A 21284-nucleotide genomic window follows, 5' to 3' on the forward strand; every position below is an offset into this window, starting at 1 on the left:
TTCTGCATTTCGGATCAGCCGCTTACGCCAGATCGAAGCGATCGGCGTTCATCACCTTGACCCAGGCCGCGACGAAATCGGTCACGAACTTTTCGGCATTGTCGTCCTGGGCGTAAAGCTCGGCATAGGCGCGCAGGATCGAGTTCGAGCCGAAGACGAGGTCGAGCCGCGTCGCCGTGCCCGCGATCTTGCCGGTCTTGCGGTCGCGGATCTCGTAGTGATCGCCGGCCTTGACCCAGGTGAAGCGCATGTCGGTGAGCGTGGTGAAGAAGTCCTGCGTCAGCGCGCCGACCCGCTCGCCAAAGACGCCGTGCCGGGTGCCGCCGTGGTTCGCGCCGATCGCGCGCATGCCGCCGACCAGCACCACCATTTCCGGCGCGGTGAGGCCCATCAGCTGCGTGCGGTCAAGCATCAGCTCCTCGGGCGAGACGACGTAATCCTTCTTCAGCCAGTTGCGATAGCCGTCGTGGATCGGTTCGAGCACGTCGAAACTCGCCGCATCGGTCTCGGCCTCGGTCGCGTCGCCACGACCCGGGGCGAAGGGCACCTCGACGGGGAAGCCCGCCGCCTGCGCCGCCATCTCGACACCGACGTTGCCGGCGAGCACGATCACATCGGCGACCGAGATCCCGCTGTCCGCCGCGATCGGTTCGAGCACGGAGAGCACTTTCGCCAGACGCTCGGGTTCGTTCCCCTCCCAATCCTTTTGCGGGGCGAGACGGATGCGCGCGCCATTCGCGCCGCCGCGCATGTCCGAGCCGCGATAGGTCCGCGCGCTGTCCCAGGCGGTGGCGACCATTTCGGCCGCGCTCAGCCCCGAGGCGGCGATCTTCGCCTTCACCGCACCGACGTCATAGCCGCTCGGCCCCACCGGCACCGGATCTTGCCAGATCAGGTCTTCGGCGGGCACGTCCGGCCCGAGGTAGCGCGCCTTCGGCCCCATGTCGCGATGCGTCAGCTTGAACCAGGCGCGCGCGAAAGTTTCCTGGAAATAGGCCGGATCGGCGATGAATTTCTGGCAGATCGCGTTATAGACCGGATCGACCTTCATCGCCATGTCGGCATCCGTCATCATCGGATTGTGGCGGATCGACGGGTCGGTCGCGTCGACCGGCTTGTCTTCCTCGCGGATATTCACCGGCTCCCACTGCTGCGCACCGGCGGGGGACTTCCGGAGTTCCCAGTCATAACCGAAGAGCAGGTCGAAAAAGCCCATGTCGAACACCGTCGGATGGGTCGTCCAGGCGCCCTCGAGCCCCGAGGTCACGGCGTTCGCCGCCTTGCCGCCCATGTTCGGATTGGCCCAGCCGAGCCCCTGCGCGGTGACGTCGGCCGCCTCCGGCTCCGGGCCGAGCGCCGCGGCCGAACCGTTGCCATGGGTCTTGCCCACGGTATGGCCGCCCGCGGTGAGCGCCACGGTTTCCTCGTCGTTCATCGCCATGCGCGCAAAGGTCTCGCGCACCTGCGCGGCGGTCTTCATCGGGTCGGGCTTGCCGTTCACCCCCTCGGGGTTGACGTAGATGAGCCCCATCTGCACCGCGGCAAGCGGGTTTTCCATCGTCTCGGGCTTGCTCACGTCGGTGTAGCGCTCATCCGAGGGGGCAAGCCATTCCTTCTCCGCGCCCCAATAGGTGTCGATCTCCGGGTGCCAGATGTCGACGCGGCCAAAGCCGAAGCCGAAGGTCTTCAGCCCCATGTTCTCATAGGCGACCGTGCCGGCGAGGATGATCAGATCGGCCCAGCTGACCTTGTTGCCGTATTTCTTCTTGAGCGGCCAGAGCAGCCGGCGCGCCTTGTCGAGGCTGACGTTGTCGGGCCAGGAATTCAGCGGCGCGAAACGCTGGTTGCCGGTGCCGCCGCCGCCGCGCCCGTCCGCGGTGCGATAGCTGCCCGCCGCGTGCCAGGCCATGCGGATCATCAGCCCGCCGTAATGGCCCCAGTCGGCCGGCCACCACTCCTGGCTGTCGGTCATCAGCGCATGCATGTCGCGCTTGAGCGCGTCGAAATCGAGCGTCTTCACCGCCTCGCGGTAATCGAACCCCTTGAGCGGGTTCGTCTTGGTGTCGTGCTGGTGCAGGATGTCGAGGTTGAGCGCGTTCGGCCACCAATCCATCACATTGCTGCCCATCGCGCTGTTGGCGCCATGCATCACCGGGCATTTGCCGGTGGTCTTCACGTCATTGCCGTCCATGATCTCCTCCGAAGGCTGGGTCTGGGTGCAAAAGGGCCGGATCTGATGTCCGTTTCCCTGATGTGTCGAAGGTAGGGGAGTTTTATGATAAAGGATAATTGCATTTTCTTACGTATCTGATAAGGAAATCTGATGATCGGCCTGTCGATGAAACATCTGCGCTATTTCGAGGCGCTGGCGCGGCTTGGCCATTTCGGTCGGGCGGCGGAGGTCTGCGCCATCACCCAGCCCGCGCTTTCGATGCAGATCAAGGAGTTGGAGGCGCTGATCGGGGCGCCTCTGGTCGAGCGCGGCGCGCGGCAGATCCGGCTCACCGCGCTGGGCGAGGATTTCGCGACCCGCGCGCGCGAGATCCTGCGTGCGGTGGACGAGCTCGAGGATCTGGTGCGCGCCGCGCGCGGGCCGCTCGCCGGGCGGCTGCGGATCGGGGTGATTCCCACCGTCGCGCCCTATCTGCTGCCGGCGGTGATTCAGGAACTCGGCGCGCGCTACCCGGGGCTCGACCTGCGCCCGCGCGAGGCGGTGACCGGCAAGCTGATCGAGGATCTGCTCGCCGCGCGGCTCGATCTCGCGATCGTGGCGCTGCCGGTTTCGGAGCCGGCGCTGACCGAGGTGGCGCTTTTCACCGAGGAATTCGTGCTGGTGCGGCCGCGCGGGGAGGCGGGAAACCCGGTGCCGGGGCCGGAGCGGCTGCGCGAGATGCGGCTCCTGCTGCTCGAGGAGGGGCATTGCTTCCGCGACCAGGCGCTTTCGTTCTGCAAGATCCCGCCCTCGGCGCCGCGCGCGCTGATGGAGGGCAGCTCGCTCGCGACGCTGGTGCAGATGGTCGGCGCCGGGATCGGGGTGACGCTGATCCCGGAGATGGCGGTCCCGGTCGAGACCCGCTCGGGCGAGGTCTCGGTCGCGCGGCTCGCCGCGCCGCGCCCGGTGCGGACGATCGGTCTCGTCTGGCGCCGCTCGAACCCGTTCGCGGCGCAATTCGAGGCGATCGCCGAGATCCTGCGCAGGGTGGGCCCGCGCGCCCGCCCGCAGGCCTGAGTTCAGGAGGCGAGGCGCATCGGCTCCTCCCCGGGGGCGTCGAGGGTGAAGACCTGCGTCTCCGTCGCGAGGGCGACGGTCTGGTTGCGCAGCGTCGAGACCGCGGCCGAGGTCTCCTCGAACATCGCGGCATTGTGCTGCGTCACCTGGTCGAGGCTGTTCACCGCATCGTTGATCTCGTTCAGCCCGGTGGCCTGTTCGGTGGCGGAATTGGCGATGTCGCGCACCAGATCCTCGACCCGGCGCACGAGGCTGTCGATCTCGCCCAGCTCCTTGCCCGAGCGGTCGACGAGGGTCACCCCCTCCTTCACCTGCCGCTCCGAGGTCTGGATCAGCCCGGCGATCTCGCGCGCGGCCTCGGATGACCGCTGCGCGAGCGCGCGCACCTCCGAGGCGACGACGGCAAAGCCGCGCCCCGCCTCGCCCGCGCGGGCGGCCTCGACCCCGGCGTTCAGCGCGAGCAGATTGGTCTGGAAGGCGATGTCGTCGATCACCGAGGTGATGCGCGAGATCTGGTCGGAGCTTTGCGCGATCGTGTTCATCGCGGTGATCGCCTGTTCGACGACGGTCCGCCCCGCGCCCGAACGTTCGCGCGCATCGGTCACCGCCCGGGCCGCCTCGCGCGCGCTGGTCGAGGCGCTCGCGACCGAGGAGGTCAGCTGGTTCAGCGCCGCCGCGCTTTCCTCGAGCGAGGCGGCCTGCACCTCGGTCCGGCGGCCGAGCTCGACCGAATTCGCCTGGATCATGTCGACCTCGGCCGAGATCGTGGCCGCCCCCGAGAGGATCGCGCCGAGCAGCCCGGCCATCTTGTCGAGGGCCGCGTTGAACTCGAGGCGCAGCGTCTCCAGCTCGCCCGGCATCCGCTCGTGCAGCCGCATCGAGAGATCGCCGTTGCTGAGCGCGGTGACCGCATGCTGGAACTGCTGCACCGCGCGTTTGCGCGGGGTGACGTCGGTGGCGAATTTCACCACCTTGTAGGGTTTGCCGCGGGCGTCGAGGATCGGGTTGTAGGTCGCCTGGATCCAGACTTCCGCCCCCGATTTCGCGAGCCGGCAATATTCGGCCTCCTGGAACTGCCCCGCGCCCAGCGCCGCCCAGAACTCGGCATAGGCCGGGCTCTCGCGTTCCTCCGCGCGCACGAAGATCCGGTGGTGCCGCCCGACGATCTCCTCGAGGCGATAGCCCAGAACGGTCAGGAAATTGTCGTTCGCGGTCAGGATCTTGCCGCTCATGTCGAACTCGATCACCGCCTGCGAGCGGTTCAGCGCGGCAAGCTGGCCACGGTGGTCGAGCGCGGTGCGCTTCTGCTCGGTGATGTCGGTCGCGAATTTCACCACCGAGGAGACGGAGCCGTCGGGCGCGAAGATCGGGTTGTAGCTCGCCTGAATCCAGATCTCGCGCCCGCCCTTGCCGAGGCGCCGGTATTCCCCGCTCTTGAACTGGCCCGCCCGCAGATCGGCCCAGAAGGCGTCGTAGGCCGGCCCCTCGGCCTCGTCGCGGGGCATCAGCAGGCGGTGCTGCTGGCCGATGAGTTCGGCGGCGCTGTAGCCTGACGCGGCCAGGAAAATCTCGTTCGCATCGAGGATTTTGCCGTCGGGGGTGAATTCGATCACCGCGCTCGAGCGCGAGATCGCCGCGACCCAGCCCTCCGCGCGCAGCGCGTGGCGCGTCTTCTCCGTCACGTCGGTGGCGATCTTGACGACGCCGGTCACCGCCCCGGCTTCGTCGCGCATCGGCAGGTAGCTTGCCTCGAGATGCACCGTCGCGCCGGATTTCGTGCGGCGCGGGAAGGTCGCCTGTTGCGCCTCCCCCCGGCGCAGCGCGGCCCAGAAGGCGCGATACTCCGGTTTCGCCGCCGCCCCGGGCGCGAGGAAGATCTCGTGCTTGCGCCCGGTGATCTCGCCGATCTCGTAGCCCATCAGCGCGCAGAACCGCGCATTGGCGTCGAGGATGACCCCCTCGGGGTCGAACCAGATCATCGCGAAGGCGTTCTGGCTCGCCTCCAGGGTCATGCGGTCGCGCTGGGGTTCGGTTTTGGGCTTGGATCTGAAGAACACGGGACACCTTTTTCACTTTGCCCCAGTCTTGCAGAAAGCCCTTAATGCAAGGTTTTCCTCTCCGGATTTGAGAAAAATTCTAGCGATCTGGTTGATGAAAGCTTGCCAACCGGTTCAGCCCATGCCGGCGCGGCGGATGTCCTCGGCGGCGAAATCGATCAGCGCGCGCAGCTTGCGCGGCACCGTGCGCGCGCCGAGCCAGAGCGCCGAGATCGGGTGGCCGGGGCTCTCGTAGCCGGGCAGCAGCGCGACGAGCCGACCGCTCTCGAGATCGTCGCCCAGCACGAAGCGCGGGCAATAGGCCACGCCGCGCCCGGCGAGCGCGAGGTCGCGCGCCCCCTGCGCCGAGTTCACCATGAAGCGCGTCGGCACCCGCACGATCACCGGCGCGCCGTCATGCACGAGGTGCCAGCGCGTCGGATCGGCGCGGTTGGTGTCGACGATGCAGGCATGGGCGGCAAGATCCTCGGGCTGCTCGGGCGTGCCATGGGCGGCGAGATAGCCGGGCGCGGCGACGATCGCGCCGCGGATCCGGCCGAGGCGGCGGCGCTTGAGCGAGGCGCCCGCCTCCTCGCCGATGCGGAAGGCGAGGTCGATCCCCCCGGCGGCGAGGTCGGTGAACGCGTCGTCGAGCCGCAGGTCGATCGTCAGATCGGGATGCGGCGCGGCAAAGCGCGCGAGCATCTCGGTGAGGTATTTCTCGCCGAAGGTGACCGGGGCGGAGATCCGCAGCGTGCCGGAAAAGCCGCGCCCGTCCTCGCGCACCTCGGCGAGCATCGTGTCGAATTCTTCGAGCAGCGCGGGCGCGCGCGCGAGCAGCGCCTCGCCCGCCGCGGTGATGCCGATCCGCCGCGTGGTGCGCGCGAGCAGCCGCACGCCGAGACGCGCCTCGAGCTCGGCGACGTATTTCGAGCTGAGCCGGTTCGAGATGCCCAGACGCTCCGCCGCCGCGGTGAAGGAGCCGGTCTCCGCCGTGGCGGTGAAGGCGCGCAGCCCGTCGATCAGGTCCATGATCGCCCCATTTGGAATGAAACGGTGAAAGTCATTCCATACCTTCGTCATTTCATTCCATCCCGGCAAGCCCCATCTTCACCGCATCACCACAGACACCGGGCCGCGCCCGAGACATGCAGGACATGAGAAAATGATCGACACCAAAACCGCCCCCTATGCCGCGCTGGTCCTTCGCCTGACCACCGGCGGGCTCTTCCTCACCCACGGGCTGACCAAGCTCTTCGTCTTCACCCCCGCCGGGACCATGGGCTACTTCCAGTCGCTGGGCCTGCCGGGCTGGCTTGGGCTTGCCACCATGGCCTTCGAAATCCTCGGCGGCCTCGCGCTGATCCTGGGCGTCGCGGTGCGTGCCGTTTCCGCGATCGGTGCGCTGGTGCTGCTGGGTGCCGCCTTCACCGCACATATCCAGAACGGTTTCAGCTTTGCCAATGCGGGCGGCGGCTGGGAATATCCGGTGATGTGGGCGGCGGTGCAGGCCGCACTCGCCCTGCTTGGCGCGGGTGCCTTCGCGCTGGGTTCGAAGACCGCGGCCTGAGCCGCCAACCGTGCGCCCCGATAGGGGGCGCGCCTGACAAAGGAGGTCAGAGATGAGTATCGCAACCGATCTGCAACGGCTGAAGGAGAGCCTGAAGGCCTCCGACCGTCTGCCCGTCGTGTTCCTTGGCCATGGCAGCCCGATGAACGCGATCGAGGACAACGCCTATGCCCGCAGCTGGGAGGCGCTGGGCCATGCGCTGCCGCATCCGCAGGCGATCCTGGTGGTTTCCGCGCATTGGATGACGCGGGGCTCGACCCTCGTCGCGGTGAACGCGAAGCCCGAGACGATCCACGATTTCTACGGCTTCCCGCGCGAGCTTTTCGCGGTGCAATACCCCGCGCCCGGCGCGCCGGAGATGGCGAAGGAAGTCGTCTCGCTGCTCGCCTCGCACCATGCGCAGGGCGACGATACCTGGGGGCTCGATCACGGCGCCTGGTCGGTGCTGCGCGCGCTTTACCCCGGGGCCGATGTGCCGGTGTTTCAGCTTTCGGTCGACATGACCGCGCCGCTTTCCGAGCATATCGAGATCGGCGCCGCGCTGAAGGATCTGCGCCATCGCGGCGTGCTGATCCTGGGCTCGGGGAATATCGTGCACAACCTGCGTGCGATGCGCTATGGCGCGCGGCCCTATGACTGGGCCGAGGAATTCGACGCGCTGGTGGCGCAAAAGCTCGAGGAGCGCGACTTCGCCGCGCTCACCGATCGCGAGAGCCTCGGCAAGCTTTTGACGATGGCGCATCCCTCGATCGACCACTACCTGCCGGCGCTGACCGTCGCCGGGGCCTCGGACGAAAAGGACAAGCTGCTCTTCATGAACAGCGCGATCGACATCGCCTCGGTCTCGATGCGCAGCTTCATCTGGTATTGAAAGGGAAGGGGGCCGAAAGGCCCCCTTTTCACTGCGCGGCGCGAAAGGCGCGCCAGCCGCCGAAATCGGTGATCTCCTCGGCGCCGGTCAGCGCATGGCCCTCGCAGAGGAAGCCGCTCACCGCGCGCCCGTCGGCAAGCGTCACCTTGCCGATGCCGAGCGGCGCCGGGATCGCCGCGACGAAGGCACCGAAAGCCGCGGGCGGCAGCGCCCAGAGCTCGACGATGAGCCCCGGCCCGGCAAAGCCCGGCGCGGCCACCATCCCCGGCTTTGGCGGCACGGTGCCCACGAGCGCATAAAGCCGGTAGTCGGGCGCGGTACGGGTCTCCTCGAGGAAGATCCCGCCCGGCCCGGTCAGCTCGCGGTTGAGCGGCATGCCGGTCAGATGCGCGCCGACGACGGCGAGCGTGATCCAGTCTTCGGGCACATAGGGTTCGGGCGCGGGCAGCGCCGCCCCGGTCTCGATGCCATAACCGCAGCCGGCCTCCCTGTGCATCGCGGTGGCAAAGGGCGCAAGCGCATCGTCCGAAAAACCCGGCCCGATCAGCGTGACCCCCGCGGGCAGGCCCGAGGGGGTGAAACCGCCCGGCACCGCGATCCCCGCAAGCCCCATCAGGTTCGCGAAATTGGTGTAAAGCCCGAACTGGCTGTTGCGCGCGATCGGATCGGCCAGCATGTCCGCCACGGTGCAATTCGTGGGCGAGGTCGGCAGCATCAGCATGTCGACCGCCTCCCAGACCGGCGCCACCTGCTGCATCAGCGCGCGCAATTTATAAAGCCCCTCGAAGGCCTCGACCGCAGAGCGCCCCTGAGCCCCTTCGATGATCGCCCGCACGGTCGGATCGAACGCCTCGGCATGGCCGGCGATGAACTCCTTCACCGCGGCAAGGCGCTCCGCCACCCAGGGGCCATCGTAAAGCAGCGCCGCCGCCTCGCGGAAGGGGGCGTAGTCGAAGGGCACGAGCGTCGCGCCCAAGCCTTCGGCCCGCATCATCGCCGCATCGTAAAGCGCCTCGACCTCGGTATTGCCGTAGAAATTCCGCTCCGCCCCGGCGAGCACGCCGATCCGCGGCTGTTGCGGCAACGCGACCGGCGCGGCGGGGCGCGAGAACGGATCGGCGGCGTCGTAGCCCTCCATCACGCGGCGCAGCTCGACCCCCTCGGGCACACTCGCGGCAAAGACGGTGACGACATCGACCGAGCGGCAGGCCGGCACCACGCCGGTATTCGGCACGAGGCCCGGGGTCGGCTTGATGCCCACGAGGTTGTTGAACATCGCCGGAACCCGGCCCGAACCCGCGGTATCGGTGCCAAGCGCGAAGGCGCAGACGCCCGAGGCGGTGGCCACGGCCGAACCCGAGGACGACCCGCCCGAGACATAATCGGCGTCGAACACGCAGCGCGGCGCGCCATAGGGCGAGCGCGTGCCGTTGAGACCGGTCGCGAACTGGTCGAGGTTGGTCTTGCCGATCACGATCGCGCCCGCCGCGCGCAGCCGCGCGATCACCGTCGCATTGCGCTCGGGCGCATAGGCATAGGCGGGGCAGGCGGCGGTTGTCGGCAGGCCGGCCACGTCGATATTGTCCTTCACCGCGAAGGGGATGCCGTAAAGCGGCAGGCCCTCCGGCCCGCGCTCGGTCAGCGCGCGGGCCTCGTCGCGCAGCACCTCGACCTCGGTGAGCGTGATGAACACCGCGGGATCGCGCGCGACCAGCTCGGCGCGGCGTGCGATCACCTCCTCGATCAGCTCGAGCGGCGTCGCGCCCGCGGCATAGGCGGCGCGGATCGCGCCAAGGGTCAGCATCGGGGGCAGCATCAGGCAGACTCCATCACGGCCAGAACATCCCCGGCGCGCAGCGTGCAGCCCGGGGTCGCGCGCAATTCGCGCAAGGTGCCCGCAGCGGGGCTGCGGACGGCGATTTCCATCTTCATCGATTCGACGATCGCGACGACATCGCCCGCGGCGACCCTGGCGCCCGGTGCGACGAGGTATTTCCAGAGGCTCCCGGGCACCGGGCTTTCGACGCCCATGCAGCCCTCGGGCAGATCGCCCGATGCCATCGCCATCCCCTCGTCGGCGATGAAATGGTCGAGCCCCTCGGCTTTCCAGCGCGCGCGTTCGGCCTCGAAAGCGGCCTGGCGATGCGCCTGGAAGGCGGCGACTTCGGGCGTGTCGAGCTGTGCCTTCTCCGCCGCCCAGTCGAAGCTGCCCTCCTCGATGCGCAGATCGTAGCGGCCATGCGGAAAGGCTTCGCGCGCCTCGGTCAGCTCGTCATGCGAGACCGGGAAGAACCGGATCTGGTCGAAGAAGTCGAGCAGCCAGGGATTGTCGGAAAACGCCTTCGTGCGCCGCCAGGTGTTCCACATCTGCACGGTGCGGCCGAAAAGCTGATAGCCCCCGGGCCCCTCCATGCCATAGACGCACATATAGGCGCCGCCGATGCCCACCGCGTTCTCCGGCGTCCAGGTGCGGGCCGGGTTGTATTTGGTGGTCACCAGCCGATGGCGCGGGTCGACCGGCGTCGCCACCGGCGCACCGAGATAGACGTCGCCGAGCCCCATCACCAGATAGCGCGCATCGAAGATCGTGCGCTGCACCGCGGCCTCGTCCGCAAGCCCGTTGATGCGGCGGATGAACTCGATGTTCGAGGGGCACCAGGGCGCGTTCGGGCGCACCAGCTCCTGATACTTGCGCATCGCAAGCTCGGCCTGCGGGTCGTTCCAGGAAAGCGGCAGCCAGACGGTTCGGCTTTTGACCTTCATCTGGTCGGCAGGCGGCAGTGCCGCCTCGATCGCCGCCAGTTCGCGCATCAGATCCGGGCGCGCGATCTTTGCCGCGTCGTAATGGATCTGCAGCGAGCGGATGCCGGGGGTGAGGTCGATCACCGGCAGGCCCGTCTGCGCCACCGCCCCCATCAGCGCCTGCACCCGCAGCCGCAGCCCGATGTCGAGCACCATCGGCCCATATTCGACGAGCAGGTTCTCGTCGCCCTGCCGGCGATAGGTGACGGGCACCTCGCCCGCGCTCTGGCCAAGGATCGCGGCGCCAAGCCGGCCCAGCGCCGGGGTGCCGAGCGGATCGGCCGGGCGATGCGCCGGCACGAAGCGCACGCTGTCGCCCGGTTTCAGCTGGCCGAGCTTCCACTGATCGGGCGCCGAAACCACCGCCGGGCAGACGAAGCCGCCCAGGCTCGGCCCGTCGGGGCCGAGCAGGATCGGCATGTCGCCGGTAAAGTCGATCGCGCCCACCGCATAGGCGTTGTCGTGGATGTTCGAGGGGTGCAGCCCCGCCTCGTCGCCGTCGGTCCGCGCCCAGTCCGGCGCCGGCCCGATCAGCCGCACACCGGTGCGGGCGGAGTTGAAATGCACCTCATAGGCGGTCTCGAACAGCGTCGCGATATCGCTTTCGCGGAAGTAATCCGGTGCGCCATGGGGGCCGTAGACCACCTCGAGCTCCCAGTCATGGGTGAGCGGCGCCGCTTCGAGCGGCAGCGCCGCGCCATGCGCCACGCGCCCGATGTGGAGCACGTCGCCCGTGGTCAGCGTGCCGGTCGCGTGCCCGCCGAAATGGCCGAGCGCAAAGGTCGCGCGCGAGCCGAGGATCTCGGGCACCTTGAAGCCGCCCGCGACCGCGAGATAGGCGCGCTGGCCCGGCCCCTCGATCGCGCCGATCGCGAGCGTCGCGCCCGCGGGCACCTCGACCACCGGGCCGGGGACCGGCGCGCCGTCAAGGCTGAGCCGCATCGCCGCGCCGGCAATCGCCACCCGCGCCGCGGTGAGGAACCGCAGCGTCGGCCCGGTCATCGTCATCTCGATCGTCGTCGTGTCCGGGTGCTGGCCGAGCAGCCGGTTCGCATTGCGATGCGAGAGTGCATCCATCGGCCCCGAGGGCGGCACGCCGACATGCCAGAGCCCCAGCCGCCCGGGCAGCTCCTGCACCGAGCTTTGCGCGCCGGGTGCGAGCACCTCGATCCCCTCGGGGGCGAAGGCGAAGCGGCCAAGCGCCGTGGTCGCCACCTTGCCAGAGGCGAAAAGTTCCGAGGCGGCGATCGCGCGGAGGTATTCGAGGTTGGTCTCGATCCCCGCGACATGGGTGCCCTCGAGCGCCGCACGCAGTTTCGCGATCGCGTCGTCGCGGTCGGTGCCGGCGACGATGATTTTTGACAGCATCGGGTCGTAGAAGGGGGTCACCTCGGTGCCGGTCTCGACCCAGCCGTCGATGCGCGCGTTTTGCGGGAAGATCACCTCGGTGAGCCGTCCGGCGGCGGGGCGGAAGCCCGCATGCGGCATCTCGGCGTAAAGCCGCGCCTCGATCGCCGCGCCCTTCGGGGCGGGGAGCGTGGCCGGGATCGGGTTTTCGCCCGCCGCCTGCCGCACCATCCATTCGACGAGGTCGATGCCGAAGACCGCCTCGGTCACCGGATGTTCGACCTGCAGCCGGGTGTTCACCTCGAGGAAATAAAACTCCTCGCGCGCGGGGTCGTAGATGAATTCGACCGTGCCGGCCGAGGCATAGGAGACCGACGCGCAAAGATCCGCCGCCGCCCTGTGCAGACGGGCGCGGACCTCGGCGCGCAGGCCGGGGGCGGGGGTTTCCTCGATCACCTTCTGATTGCGGCGCTGGAGCGAGCAGTCGCGCTCGCCAAGCGCCACGACGCGGCCCGCGCCATCGCCGAAGACCTGCACCTCGACATGGCGGGCCTCCGAGACGAACCGTTCGAGATAGACGCGGGCATCACCGAAGGAGGCGGTCGCGGTGCGCTGCACAGAGGCGAAGGCCGCGCGCAGGCTGTCCTCGTCGGGGCAGAGCGACATGCCGATGCCGCCGCCGCCCGCGGTCGATTTCAACATCACCGGATAGCCCACGCGCGCGGCCTCCGCCGCCGCCTGATCGGCGTCAGTGAGCAGCCCCGAGCCGGGCAGGAGCGGCACGCCGGCCTGCTCGGCCAGCGCGCGCGCGGTGTGTTTCAGACCAAAGGCCTCGATCTGCTCGGGTCGCGGGCCGATGAAGGCAACCCCCGCCGCGGCAAGCGCCGCGCCGAAGGCCCTGTTTTCGCTCAGAAACCCATAGCCCGGATGCACCGCCTCGGCGCCCGTGTCGCGGCAAGCCTGCACCACGGCCTCGATCCGCAGATAGCTTTCGGCGGCGGGCGCCGGGCCGAGCCGCACCGCCTCATCGGCAAGCGCCACATGCGGGGCAAAGCGGTCGGCATCGGAATAGACCGCGACCGAGGCGATGCCCATCTTCTTCAGCGTGCGGATGATGCGCACCGCGATCTCGCCGCGGTTCGCCACCAGAACTTTCGTGAACATCCGCCTCACCCCGTGATCACGACGCGGATCGGCGTCGGGTCGAAACCGTTGCAGGGGTTGTTGATCTGCGGACAGTTCGAGATCACGCAAAGCACATCCATCTCGGCCTTCATCTCGACGTAGTCGCCGGGATGCGAGATCCCGTCGTCGATCGTCATCGCGCCGTTCTGGCTGATCGGCACGTTCATGAAGAAGTTGATGTTCGGCACGATGTCGCGTTTCGACATGCCGTGTTTCGCCAGTTCCATGATGAAATTGTCGCGGCAGGCATGGAGATAGCGCGTCTCGTGACCGAAGCGCACGGTGTTGCTTTCACACGAGCAGCAGCCGGCGTTGGTGTCGTGCCGGCCCGAGGTGTCGCCGGTGACGGTCATCATCACATTGCCTTCCGACGAAATCAGCCGGGTGCCAACGGTGATGTAGGCGCCGTTCTGCACCCGCATCGTGTCCTGGGACGAGTAGCGCTCGCCATGGTCATCGGCGGCGTAAAAGATCGTGTCGATCGCCTGCTGGCCGTAGCTGTCGATGATGCGGATCGTCTGGCCCTTTTTCACAAGGCCGGACCAAGGGCGATTGGCGGGGATGTCGTGGATCTGTTCCATCATGACCTCAGGCGCGGATGTTGTTCTCGAAGCCACGGATGGCTTCGGCACTGGCGGTGCGGCAGAGGTCGTCCTCGGCGATCGGGCGCGCCGCGATCCGGGTCGCGGTGAGCGCGGGAACCTCGGATCCCGTCGTCGGGTCGAGGGGGTGACGGGTGTTGGAGATCGCGACGAGCATGTCCATCTCGGCGCGGATCTCGACCCAGTCGTCGCCGTTGAGCAGCGCTGGGTTCCAGAAGAAGCCGCCCTCGGCATCGACGCGCACCGGCGCGAAGAAGCTGATGAGCGCGGGCAGGTCGCGCTTGTCGAGGCCAAGCTTCGCCACCGCGATCAGCATGTTCTCCCGCACCGAGCGGAAGGCTGGGGTGAAGGGCGCGGTCGCGGGCATGCCGCCCGAAAGCGCATCGGTTGCCCCCGCGCTGTCCTCGACGATCGAAAAGAGCACGCGGCCCATGTCGGAGAACACGACGCGGCCCTTCTTCAGGTCGGTCGTCCATTGCAGCTTGCAGGTGTCGGGCAGGTTCTGCCGCTCCGAGGTGTCCGCCGCGCTCCAGGCCGCAAGCGTCGCCGAGGCGCCGAGGCCACCCGACTGCAGGCGCAGGATCTGGCCCTTTTCAAGCTTGCAGGTGTAATACCAGCCGCCCGGCACGACCTCCTGCCAGAGCACGCCCTCGGGCGCGGGGGCCGGGCGGGCGCTCGGCTCCGGGATCGCTTTGGGTGCGAAATTCAGCCCCTTGCGCTGGTGTTCGTCGTAGCGGGCGCGATCGGCGGCGATCGCCTCAGCGGAGCGTGGCGTATGTTTCAGCATCGCTTTCATCCTCTCGCCAGGTCGTCCCGGCAATAGGCCCCGGAATGGTCGGGTCGTCCCGACCGGGCTGAAAATCTCTGTCCCAGATCGTGGCCTCGCCCGCGGTGCGCGGCGGCCAGATCAGGATGTCCTTGGTGATCGTCGCGCCGTAGCGCAGCCGTTCCTCGGGGCGGTCGCGGGTGCGCTCGAAGGCGATGATCCGCGTGGCCAGCGTGAAGGCCTCGCGCAGGTCATGGGTGACCATCACCACCGTCATCGGCACCTCGTGCCAGAGCCGTTTCATCAGCTTGTGGATGTCGCCCCGGATCCCCGGATCGAGCGCGCCGAAGGGCTCGTCGAGGAGCAGCACCTTCGGCTTCATCATCAGCGCCTGCGCGAGCGCAAGCCGTTGCTGCATGCCGCCCGACAGCTGCGCGGGGTATTTGTCTTCCGACCCCGCAAGCCCGACCTCGGCGAGCATCGCGCGCGCTTCCTCGGCGATCGCGCGGTGGCGGGCGCCAAAGGTGCGGCCGATCAGGCGGCTTGCCTTCATCTCGGGCCCCGCCATCACATTGCCAAGCACCGTCATATGCGGAAAGACCGAGTAGCGCTGATAGACGACGCCGCGGTCGGGGCCGGGCTCGGGCGGCAGCGGCGCGCCGTCGATCTCGATCGTGCCGCGGGTCGGCGTCTCCTGCCCGAGGATCATCCGTAGGAAGGTCGTCTTGCCGCAGCCCGAGGGGCCGACAAGCGCGATAAAGGCACGCGGCGCGATCTCCAGATCGACGTTCTGCAACACGATCTGCTCGCCGTATTCCTTCCAGAGGTTCTTGATGGTGATCCCGCTCATCGGCTGCGCTCCAGTTCCGACCAGGGAAAGACCTTGCGGCGCAGCGTGGTCAGCGCGAAATCCATCGCGACGGAGAGCAGCGTGATCCAGGCGACGTAGGGGAAGATCACGTCCATCGCGAGGTAGCGCCGCACCAGAAAGATGCGATAGCCGAGGCCGGAGTCGGCCGAGATCGCCTCCGCCGCGATCAGGAACAGGAACGCCGGGCCCAGCTGCAACCGCAGGCTGTCGATCAGCCGCGGCAGGATCTGCGGCAGCACGACGCGGATCGCGATGAGCCAGGTCGAGGCGGAAAGCGTTTCCGCCTTGATGATCTGCTCGCGCGGCAGCGATTGCGCGGCAAGCGCGAGGTCGCGCACCAGGATCGGCGTGACGCCGATCACGATCAGCGCGACCTTCGACACCTCGCCGAGCCCCAGCACGATGAAGAGGATCGGCAAAAGCGCGAGCGGCGGCACCATCGAGACGAAGGCGACGAAAGGGGCGACCAGCGCGCGCACCAAGGGCAAGATGCCGTTGAGCAGCCCCAGCACCAGCGCCGTCACGGTGGCGATGCCGAGCCCGAACCAGAGCCGGGTCAGGCTCGCCCCGGTGTCGGACCACAAGAGCACGAGCCCCGTGCGCTTGTCCTCGGTGAAGGCCATGGCCTTCACCGTGTCGACGATCGTCGGCAGCGCGGGGAGCAGCTTGTCGCTCGGGTTTTCCGCGAGCCGCACCGCCGAGCCCAGGACATAGGCGAAGGCCAGCAGTGCGAAGGGCAGAAGCCCGAGCAGAAGCCGGCTCGTGCGGTCCGGTCTGCGGTTGATCAGGCGCATCGGGCGGGCCTTAGAGCGCGCCGTCGGCCGCGGCCTTCATCCAGGTCTCGTCGAAGCGGAACTTCACATTGGCCGCATCGCCCATGACCTTGCCGCCCGGCAGCGCGATGCCGATCGCATCGGCCGAGGCGGCGCCGGCACCCAGAAGCCCCTTGTCGAAGAGGAAGGTCCGCACATGCTCCATCGTCTTCTCGAGATCGGGCGAGGTGGTGAAGGCCAGCGCATCGGCGGGCGCGACGAAAAGCTTCGTCGCGGCGAGCTGACGCTCGAAGCCCGCCTGATCGGTGCCCGAAGCCGCGCCCATCGCGGCACGCGCCTCGGCGCCCTCGGGCGTGTCGGAGGCCATCGTGGTCACGGTGTCATACCAGATCCCGGCGAGCGCCTTGCCGAAATCGGGGTTGTCCTTCAGCACCTCGGTATTGCCGACCATCAGGTCGATGATCTCGCCCGGGATCTGGCTCGAGTCGAAGACCTTGTGCGCGTCGGGCAGCGCGGAGATTTCCTCGACCATCGGGTTCCAGGTGACCATCGCGGTGACGTCCGGCGTCTGGAAGGCGCCGACCATGTCGGGATCGGCGGTGTTCACCACCTTCACGTCGCGCTCGCTCATGCCGACGCTTTCGAGCGCGCGGGCGAGCAGGTAATGCGAGACCGAGAATTCGACGAGGTTGACGTTCATCCCCTTGATGTCGGCGAGATCGCTCTTGTCCTTCAGGATCACCGCGTCGTTGCCGTTCGAGAAGTCGCCGACGATCACCGCGGTGGTGTCGACGCCGCCCGCGGCCGGGATCGAGAGCCCGTCCATATTGGTCAGCGTCACCGCGTCATAGGCGCCGGCGGTGTATTGGTTGATCGACTCGACGTAGTCGTTGAACTGCGTCACCTCGATCTTGAGGCCATACTTGTCGGCCCATTTCTGCACGATGCCATGGTCGGCGGCATAGCCCCAGGGCATCCAGCCGGCATAGATCGACCAGGCGACCTTGAAATCCTTCTTCGCCTCGGCCTGGGCCGGGGAGAAGGCGAGCGCGCCAAGGGCGGCGAGCGTGGCGATGAGGGTAGAGCGACGAGTCGGCATCGTGTCATTCCTTTCACAAATCGTGAGGGGATGACGGAAACGGACCATCGTTCCGCCAATCCCTTGGCTGGACGAGGTCTCCCGGGCTTTTATCCCGCCGTGCGCCGAACGGAGATTTCTCCTCCGCCGGTGGCAGCTCTCGGACCAGACACGTTTCCGCCGGAACCCTAGCCGCCAACTCTAATGCCCCAGTCTGGGCAGGGTCCGGCGCACGGGTCAATGCCGCAATGCCGCAAGGCCCGGCGAGACCGGGCGCCTCCGGGCGAATGCGGGAAATTTACGCGGGTTCGCCCAGGAAATGCCTTTCCCTTGGGCGCCATGAGGCCGGGAAGGGGCTCTGGGCGCGAGGAATCACCTTGGGGCGCCACGATCGCGCGGCCGCGCCGCGCTTTTTGGCCCGCTCCGGGCAAAGTGTGGCGCGATATTGTGCGAATTCCCTCGTGCCGCCCAAATCATGGGCGACGTCATCCCGCATTACCCCGTCTTTCGGACAGGTCTCGGGGGCTTGCATTGACAGCCCCCCGGATGCGCCGCGATCCTGCCCCCATCATATCGGCAACCGAGCCCCGATTCTCGATCCCATTCCCGGATCGAGGCGGGGCTTTTTCGTTTTGGGGCCCCATGAAACGACGCATCGACCTCGGCCTGCTCTACTCCCGTTCGGGGAGCTATTCGCTGATCTCCGAGGCCTGCCGGACCGGCGTGCTCGGCGCGGTGGCCGAGGTCAATGCCGATCCCGCGCTCGATCTCGCCTTCGTGCCGGTGGAGCGCGACCCGGGCGGCAATATCGACCTCTACGGCCCGATGTGCGACGAGATCCTGACGCAGAGCGGCGCGCGCCATGTCGTCGGCTGCGTGACCTCGTGGAGCCGCAAGGAGGTGATCCCGACGCTCGAACATCGCGGCGGTACGCTCTGGTATCCGGTGCCCTACGAGGGGTTCGAGGCCTGCGATCACGTCGTTTACACCCATGCCTGCCCGAACCAGCACCTGTTGCCGCTCCTCGCCTGGACCTTCGCGAGCTTTGGCCGGCGCGGCTATCTCACCGGTTCGAACTACATCTGGGGCTGGGAGATGAATCGCCTCGCGCGCGAGGTGATCTCCGGCGCGGGCGGCGAGGTGCTGGGCGAGCGCTACATCCCGCTCGGCGCGACCGAGATCGCCCGGCTGATCGAGGAAATCCGCGTCACCCGCCCCGATTTCATCCTCAATTCGCTGATCGGCCCCTCGCAATACGCCTTCCTCGCGGCGATCGCGCGGCTCGGGCAGGAGGACGCGCATTTCCGCCCCGAGACCTGCCCGGTGCTTTCGTGCAACCTCACCGAATGCGAGCTGCCGGCGATCGGCGGCGCGGCGGCGGAGGGGCTGATCGCGGCGGGCCCCTATTTCCGCGGCGCCAGGACCGGCGTGCGCAAGGGCAATTTCGGCTCCTCGCACGAGGCCTCGGCCCATGCCGCGGTCTGGATGCTGGCCTCGATGCTCAATGGTCGCCCGGGGGCCGAGGATCTGCCGATCACCGAACTGCTGGCCTCCGAGGCCGGCGCGGCGACCGGCATCGACCCGAAGACCCATCACACCACGCTGCCCGCGCTGATCGCGCAGGTGCGCGGCGGCGCCTTCGAGGTGGTGAAGGATTTCGGCCCCGTCGCCGCCGATCCCTACCTCGCCCGCGGGCGCGAGGTGACGCTGCCGACGCCGATGCTGCGGGTGGTGCCATGAAGCGGCGGGTGCGGACCCAGCATCTGGGCGGGGCGCGCGCGATCGTGCTGCACCGGCCCCATCCGACGGTGCAGGCGCTCGAACGCCAGCTCACCGCGATCGGCCTTGTGGTCGAGCAATGCTGGCCCGATCTGCCGCCCTCGGCGCTCGGCGCCGATTTCATCTTCTTCGATGCCGATCTTGGCCATGACGGGCAGTTCCCCTGGCCCGCGGGCGAGCCGCCGATGCCGATCATCGCGCTGATCGGCTCCGAGGCGCCGGGCCGTGTCGAATGGGCGCTCAATGCCGGGGCCGATGCGCAGATGCTCAAACCCGTCGGCGGCTCGGGCGCCTATGCCGCGCTGCTGATCGCGCGCTCGGCCTTCGACGCGCGCCAGGCGCTTGGCGCCGAGATCGCGGCGCTGCGCCAGCGGCTCGACCAGCGCCAGACCGTGGTGCGCGCGATCGCCGCGCTGATGGGGCTCGGCAAGACCGAGGACGAGGCCTATGCGCAGCTGCGCCGGATGGCGATGGCCTGGCGCATCAGCTTCGAGGAAGCCGCCGAGCGGCTTGTCGCGGGCGCGCGCCCGCTGCCGCCGGCGAAAGGGCAGGACCATGACTGACGCGACCACCTCCCCCGCCGCGCGCCCGGCGGGCGCATTCGCGCGGCTGATGCGGCGCAAGCTCGCGCTGTTCGGCCTCGCGCTGATCGCGCTCGTCGTCGCCGGCGCCCTCTGCGCGCCCTGGCTCGCGCCGCATCCGCCGGAGGAGCAGCTTTTCGACGGGCTCACGCTCGAGGGCGCGCCGCTCGCGCCCAATGCCACCTTCCTCTTCGGCACCGATCTGCTGGGCCGCGATCTCTTTTCGCGGATGCTTTACGGCGCGCGCACCTCGCTCATCATCGGCGTCGTCGCGAATGGCGCGGCGCTCCTCATCGGCACGCTGATCGGTGTCACCGCGGGCTTCTTCCGCGGCTGGATCGGCGCCGTGCTGATGCGCTTCACCGATCTGATGATGGCTTTCCCGGCGCTGCTGCTCGCCATTTGCCTCGCCGCGATCTTCACCCCCTCGCTCTGGATCGTCGCCATGGTGATCGCCTTCGTGAACTGGGTGCAGACGGCGCGGGTGATCTATACCGAGACGACGGCGCTGTCGGAACGCGAGTTCATCGCGGCCGAGCGCAGCCTCGGCGCCTCGACGCCGCGCATCCTCTTCCGCCATATCCTGCCGCATCTGGTGCCGATGATCATCGTCTGGGGCACGCTCGGCATCTCGACCACGGTGCTCTTGGAGGCGACGCTGAGCTATCTCGGCGTGGGGGTGCAGCCGCCGACGCCCAGCTGGGGCAATATCATCTTCGAGAACCAGACCTATTTTCAGGCGGCGCCCTGGCTCGTTTTCATCCCGGGGGCCGCGATCCTTGCCCTCGCACTCGCCTTCAACCTCGTGGGCGACGCGCTGCGCGACGTGCTCGATCCGACGCAGAGGGGGGCGGAGTGATGGCAGCCTATCTGATCCGGCGCCTCGTCGCGGCCTTCCTGATCCTCTTGGGCGTCGCGGCGATCACCTTCTTCCTGCTTTACGTCCTGCCGGCCGATCCGGTGCGCCAGATCGCCGGGCGCTCGGCGACGCCGCAGGTGGTGGAGAATATCCGCCATCAGCTGGGCCTCGACCGGCCCTTCCTCGTGCAGTTTGGCCATTACCTGATCGGGCTGACGCATGGCGATCTCGGCCATTCCTACCTGCAAAAGACCGATGTCGCGACGCTGATCGGTGCGCGGCTGCCGGCCTCGCTTCTGCTCATGGCGGGGGGGATCCTCTGCGAGCTGGTGATCGGCCTCAGCCTCGGCGTGATCGCCGCGCTGCGCCGGGGATCGGCGCTGGATCAAAGCCTGATGGTCGGCAGTTTCGTCGCCGTCTCCGCCCCGCAATTCGTGGTCGGGCTGCTGCTCCTCTACGTCTTCGCGGTGAAGCTTGGATGGTTTCCGATCTCGGGCTATGGCACGGCGGCGCATCTGGTGCTGCCCGCGCTCACCCTCGGCATCCTCGGGTCCGGCTGGTATTCGCGCATGATGCGCTCGGCGATGATCGACGTCTTGCGCGCCGATTACATCCGCACCGCGCGGGCAAAGGGGCTCAGCCGCGCCCGCGTCGTGCTGCGCCATGCGCTGCCGAACGCCATCCTGCCGATCGTCGCGATGATCGGCATCGACATCGGCGTTTTCATGGGCGGCATCGTGGTGGTCGAAAGCGTCTTCGGCTGGCCCGGCATCGGCCAGCTCGCCTGGCAGGCGATCCAGCGCGTCGACATTCCGATCATCATGGGCGTCACCCTCGTTTCCGCCACCGCGATCGTGCTGGGCAACCTGGCTGCCGATCTCGTCACCCCATTCATCGACCCCCGCATTCGTTTGCGCTGATTTCCCTGACCACCA

Annotated in this window: 17 protein-coding genes and 1 riboswitch; of the genes, 7 read left to right on the top strand and 10 right to left on the bottom strand. The window is 68.2% G+C overall.

Annotated elements, in window-relative coordinates:
* Nucleotides 1–22: 22 nt before the first annotated feature.
* Nucleotides 23–2191 (bottom strand): catalase/peroxidase HPI, encoded by a 2169-nt coding sequence (katG, locus tag AB7U46_RS05815; RefSeq protein ID WP_428336002.1) that lies wholly within the window; start codon nucleotides 2189–2191, stop codon nucleotides 23–25.
* Nucleotides 2192–2323: 132 nt separating this feature from the next.
* Between katG and AB7U46_RS05820 the strand changes: the two genes are divergently transcribed.
* Nucleotides 2324–3229, top strand: coding sequence for a LysR substrate-binding domain-containing protein (locus AB7U46_RS05820; RefSeq protein ID WP_428336003.1), 906 nt, complete (start codon nucleotides 2324–2326; stop codon nucleotides 3227–3229).
* A gap of 2 nt (nucleotides 3230–3231) precedes the next feature.
* Here AB7U46_RS05820 and AB7U46_RS05825 read toward each other — a convergent pair whose 3' ends face one another.
* Entirely contained in the window at nucleotides 3232–5241 is a 2010-nt protein-coding gene (locus AB7U46_RS05825; protein WP_428336004.1) for a methyl-accepting chemotaxis protein, read from the bottom strand.
* 159 nt (nucleotides 5242–5400) lie between these two features.
* The gene (locus AB7U46_RS05830) at nucleotides 5401–6297 is read right to left on the bottom strand and encodes a LysR family transcriptional regulator (RefSeq protein WP_428336005.1); all 897 of its coding nucleotides are present in this window, start codon (nucleotides 6295–6297) and stop codon (nucleotides 5401–5403) included.
* A gap of 133 nt (nucleotides 6298–6430) precedes the next feature.
* On the opposite strand from AB7U46_RS05830, the gene AB7U46_RS05835 reads away from it, so the two are divergent.
* Both AB7U46_RS05835 and ygiD read left to right on the top strand, forming a co-directional pair.
* Nucleotides 6431–6835, top strand: a complete 405-nt coding sequence (locus tag AB7U46_RS05835) for a DoxX family protein (protein ID WP_428336006.1) — start codon at nucleotides 6431–6433, stop codon at nucleotides 6833–6835.
* A gap of 52 nt (nucleotides 6836–6887) precedes the next feature.
* Nucleotides 6888–7706, top strand: a complete 819-nt coding sequence (gene ygiD, locus AB7U46_RS05840; protein ID WP_428336007.1) for a 4,5-DOPA dioxygenase extradiol — start codon at nucleotides 6888–6890, stop codon at nucleotides 7704–7706.
* A gap of 28 nt (nucleotides 7707–7734) precedes the next feature.
* Here the strand turns inward: ygiD and atzF are convergent, their stop codons facing one another.
* Genes atzF through AB7U46_RS05875 form a run of 7 tightly spaced genes read right to left on the bottom strand, consistent with a single transcriptional unit; the run spans nucleotide 7735 to nucleotide 17151 of the window.
* Nucleotides 7735–9522 (bottom strand): allophanate hydrolase, encoded by a 1788-nt coding sequence (gene atzF / locus AB7U46_RS05845; protein WP_428336008.1) that lies wholly within the window; start codon nucleotides 9520–9522, stop codon nucleotides 7735–7737.
* Complete coding sequence (locus AB7U46_RS05850; protein WP_428336009.1) at nucleotides 9522–13019, bottom strand: 5-oxoprolinase/urea amidolyase family protein; 3498 nt, start codon at nucleotides 13017–13019, stop codon at nucleotides 9522–9524. The genes atzF and AB7U46_RS05850 overlap by 1 nt, the downstream gene beginning before the upstream one ends.
* A gap of 5 nt (nucleotides 13020–13024) precedes the next feature.
* A complete protein-coding gene (locus tag AB7U46_RS05855; protein ID WP_428336010.1) occupies nucleotides 13025–13621 on the bottom strand; it encodes an urea amidolyase associated protein UAAP2 in 597 nt (198 codons plus the stop codon).
* 7 nt (nucleotides 13622–13628) lie between these two features.
* Complete coding sequence (locus tag AB7U46_RS05860) at nucleotides 13629–14429, bottom strand: urea amidolyase associated protein UAAP1 (protein ID WP_428336011.1); 801 nt, start codon at nucleotides 14427–14429, stop codon at nucleotides 13629–13631.
* Nucleotides 14401–15258, bottom strand: coding sequence for an ABC transporter ATP-binding protein (locus AB7U46_RS05865; RefSeq protein WP_428336012.1), 858 nt, complete (start codon nucleotides 15256–15258; stop codon nucleotides 14401–14403). The genes AB7U46_RS05860 and AB7U46_RS05865 overlap by 29 nt, the downstream gene beginning before the upstream one ends.
* Nucleotides 15255–16073 carry an ABC transporter permease gene (locus tag AB7U46_RS05870; RefSeq protein WP_428336013.1) on the bottom strand — a complete coding sequence of 273 codons (819 nt, stop codon included), beginning with the start codon at nucleotides 16071–16073 and terminating at the stop codon, nucleotides 15255–15257. The genes AB7U46_RS05865 and AB7U46_RS05870 overlap by 4 nt, the downstream gene beginning before the upstream one ends.
* A 10-nt stretch (nucleotides 16074–16083) precedes the next feature.
* Nucleotides 16084–17151 (bottom strand): putative urea ABC transporter substrate-binding protein, encoded by a 1068-nt coding sequence (locus AB7U46_RS05875; protein ID WP_428336014.1) that lies wholly within the window; start codon nucleotides 17149–17151, stop codon nucleotides 16084–16086.
* Between the two features lie 76 nt (nucleotides 17152–17227).
* Nucleotides 17228–17333: riboswitch (guanidine-I (ykkC/yxkD leader) on the bottom strand.
* Nucleotides 17334–17772: 439 nt separating this feature from the next.
* Between AB7U46_RS05875 and AB7U46_RS05880 the strand changes: the two genes are divergently transcribed.
* Genes AB7U46_RS05880 through AB7U46_RS05895 form a run of 4 tightly spaced genes read left to right on the top strand, consistent with a single transcriptional unit; the run spans nucleotide 17773 to nucleotide 21269 of the window.
* Nucleotides 17773–18870, top strand: a complete 1098-nt coding sequence (locus tag AB7U46_RS05880; protein ID WP_428336015.1) for a transporter substrate-binding protein — start codon at nucleotides 17773–17775, stop codon at nucleotides 18868–18870.
* Nucleotides 18867–19472 carry an ANTAR domain-containing response regulator gene (locus AB7U46_RS05885; RefSeq protein ID WP_428336016.1) on the top strand — a complete coding sequence of 202 codons (606 nt, stop codon included), beginning with the start codon at nucleotides 18867–18869 and terminating at the stop codon, nucleotides 19470–19472. Before AB7U46_RS05880 ends, AB7U46_RS05885 begins: the two co-directional genes overlap by 4 nt.
* The gene (locus tag AB7U46_RS05890) at nucleotides 19465–20349 is read left to right on the top strand and encodes an ABC transporter permease (RefSeq protein WP_428336017.1); all 885 of its coding nucleotides are present in this window, start codon (nucleotides 19465–19467) and stop codon (nucleotides 20347–20349) included. Before AB7U46_RS05885 ends, AB7U46_RS05890 begins: the two co-directional genes overlap by 8 nt.
* Nucleotides 20349–21269 carry an ABC transporter permease gene (locus tag AB7U46_RS05895; protein ID WP_428336018.1) on the top strand — a complete coding sequence of 307 codons (921 nt, stop codon included), beginning with the start codon at nucleotides 20349–20351 and terminating at the stop codon, nucleotides 21267–21269. Before AB7U46_RS05890 ends, AB7U46_RS05895 begins: the two co-directional genes overlap by 1 nt.
* Nucleotides 21270–21284 lie beyond the last annotated feature (15 nt).

The organism is Paenirhodobacter sp. (assembly GCF_050177655.1).
Classification (GTDB): Bacteria; Pseudomonadota; Alphaproteobacteria; order Rhodobacterales; family Rhodobacteraceae; genus Rhodobacter.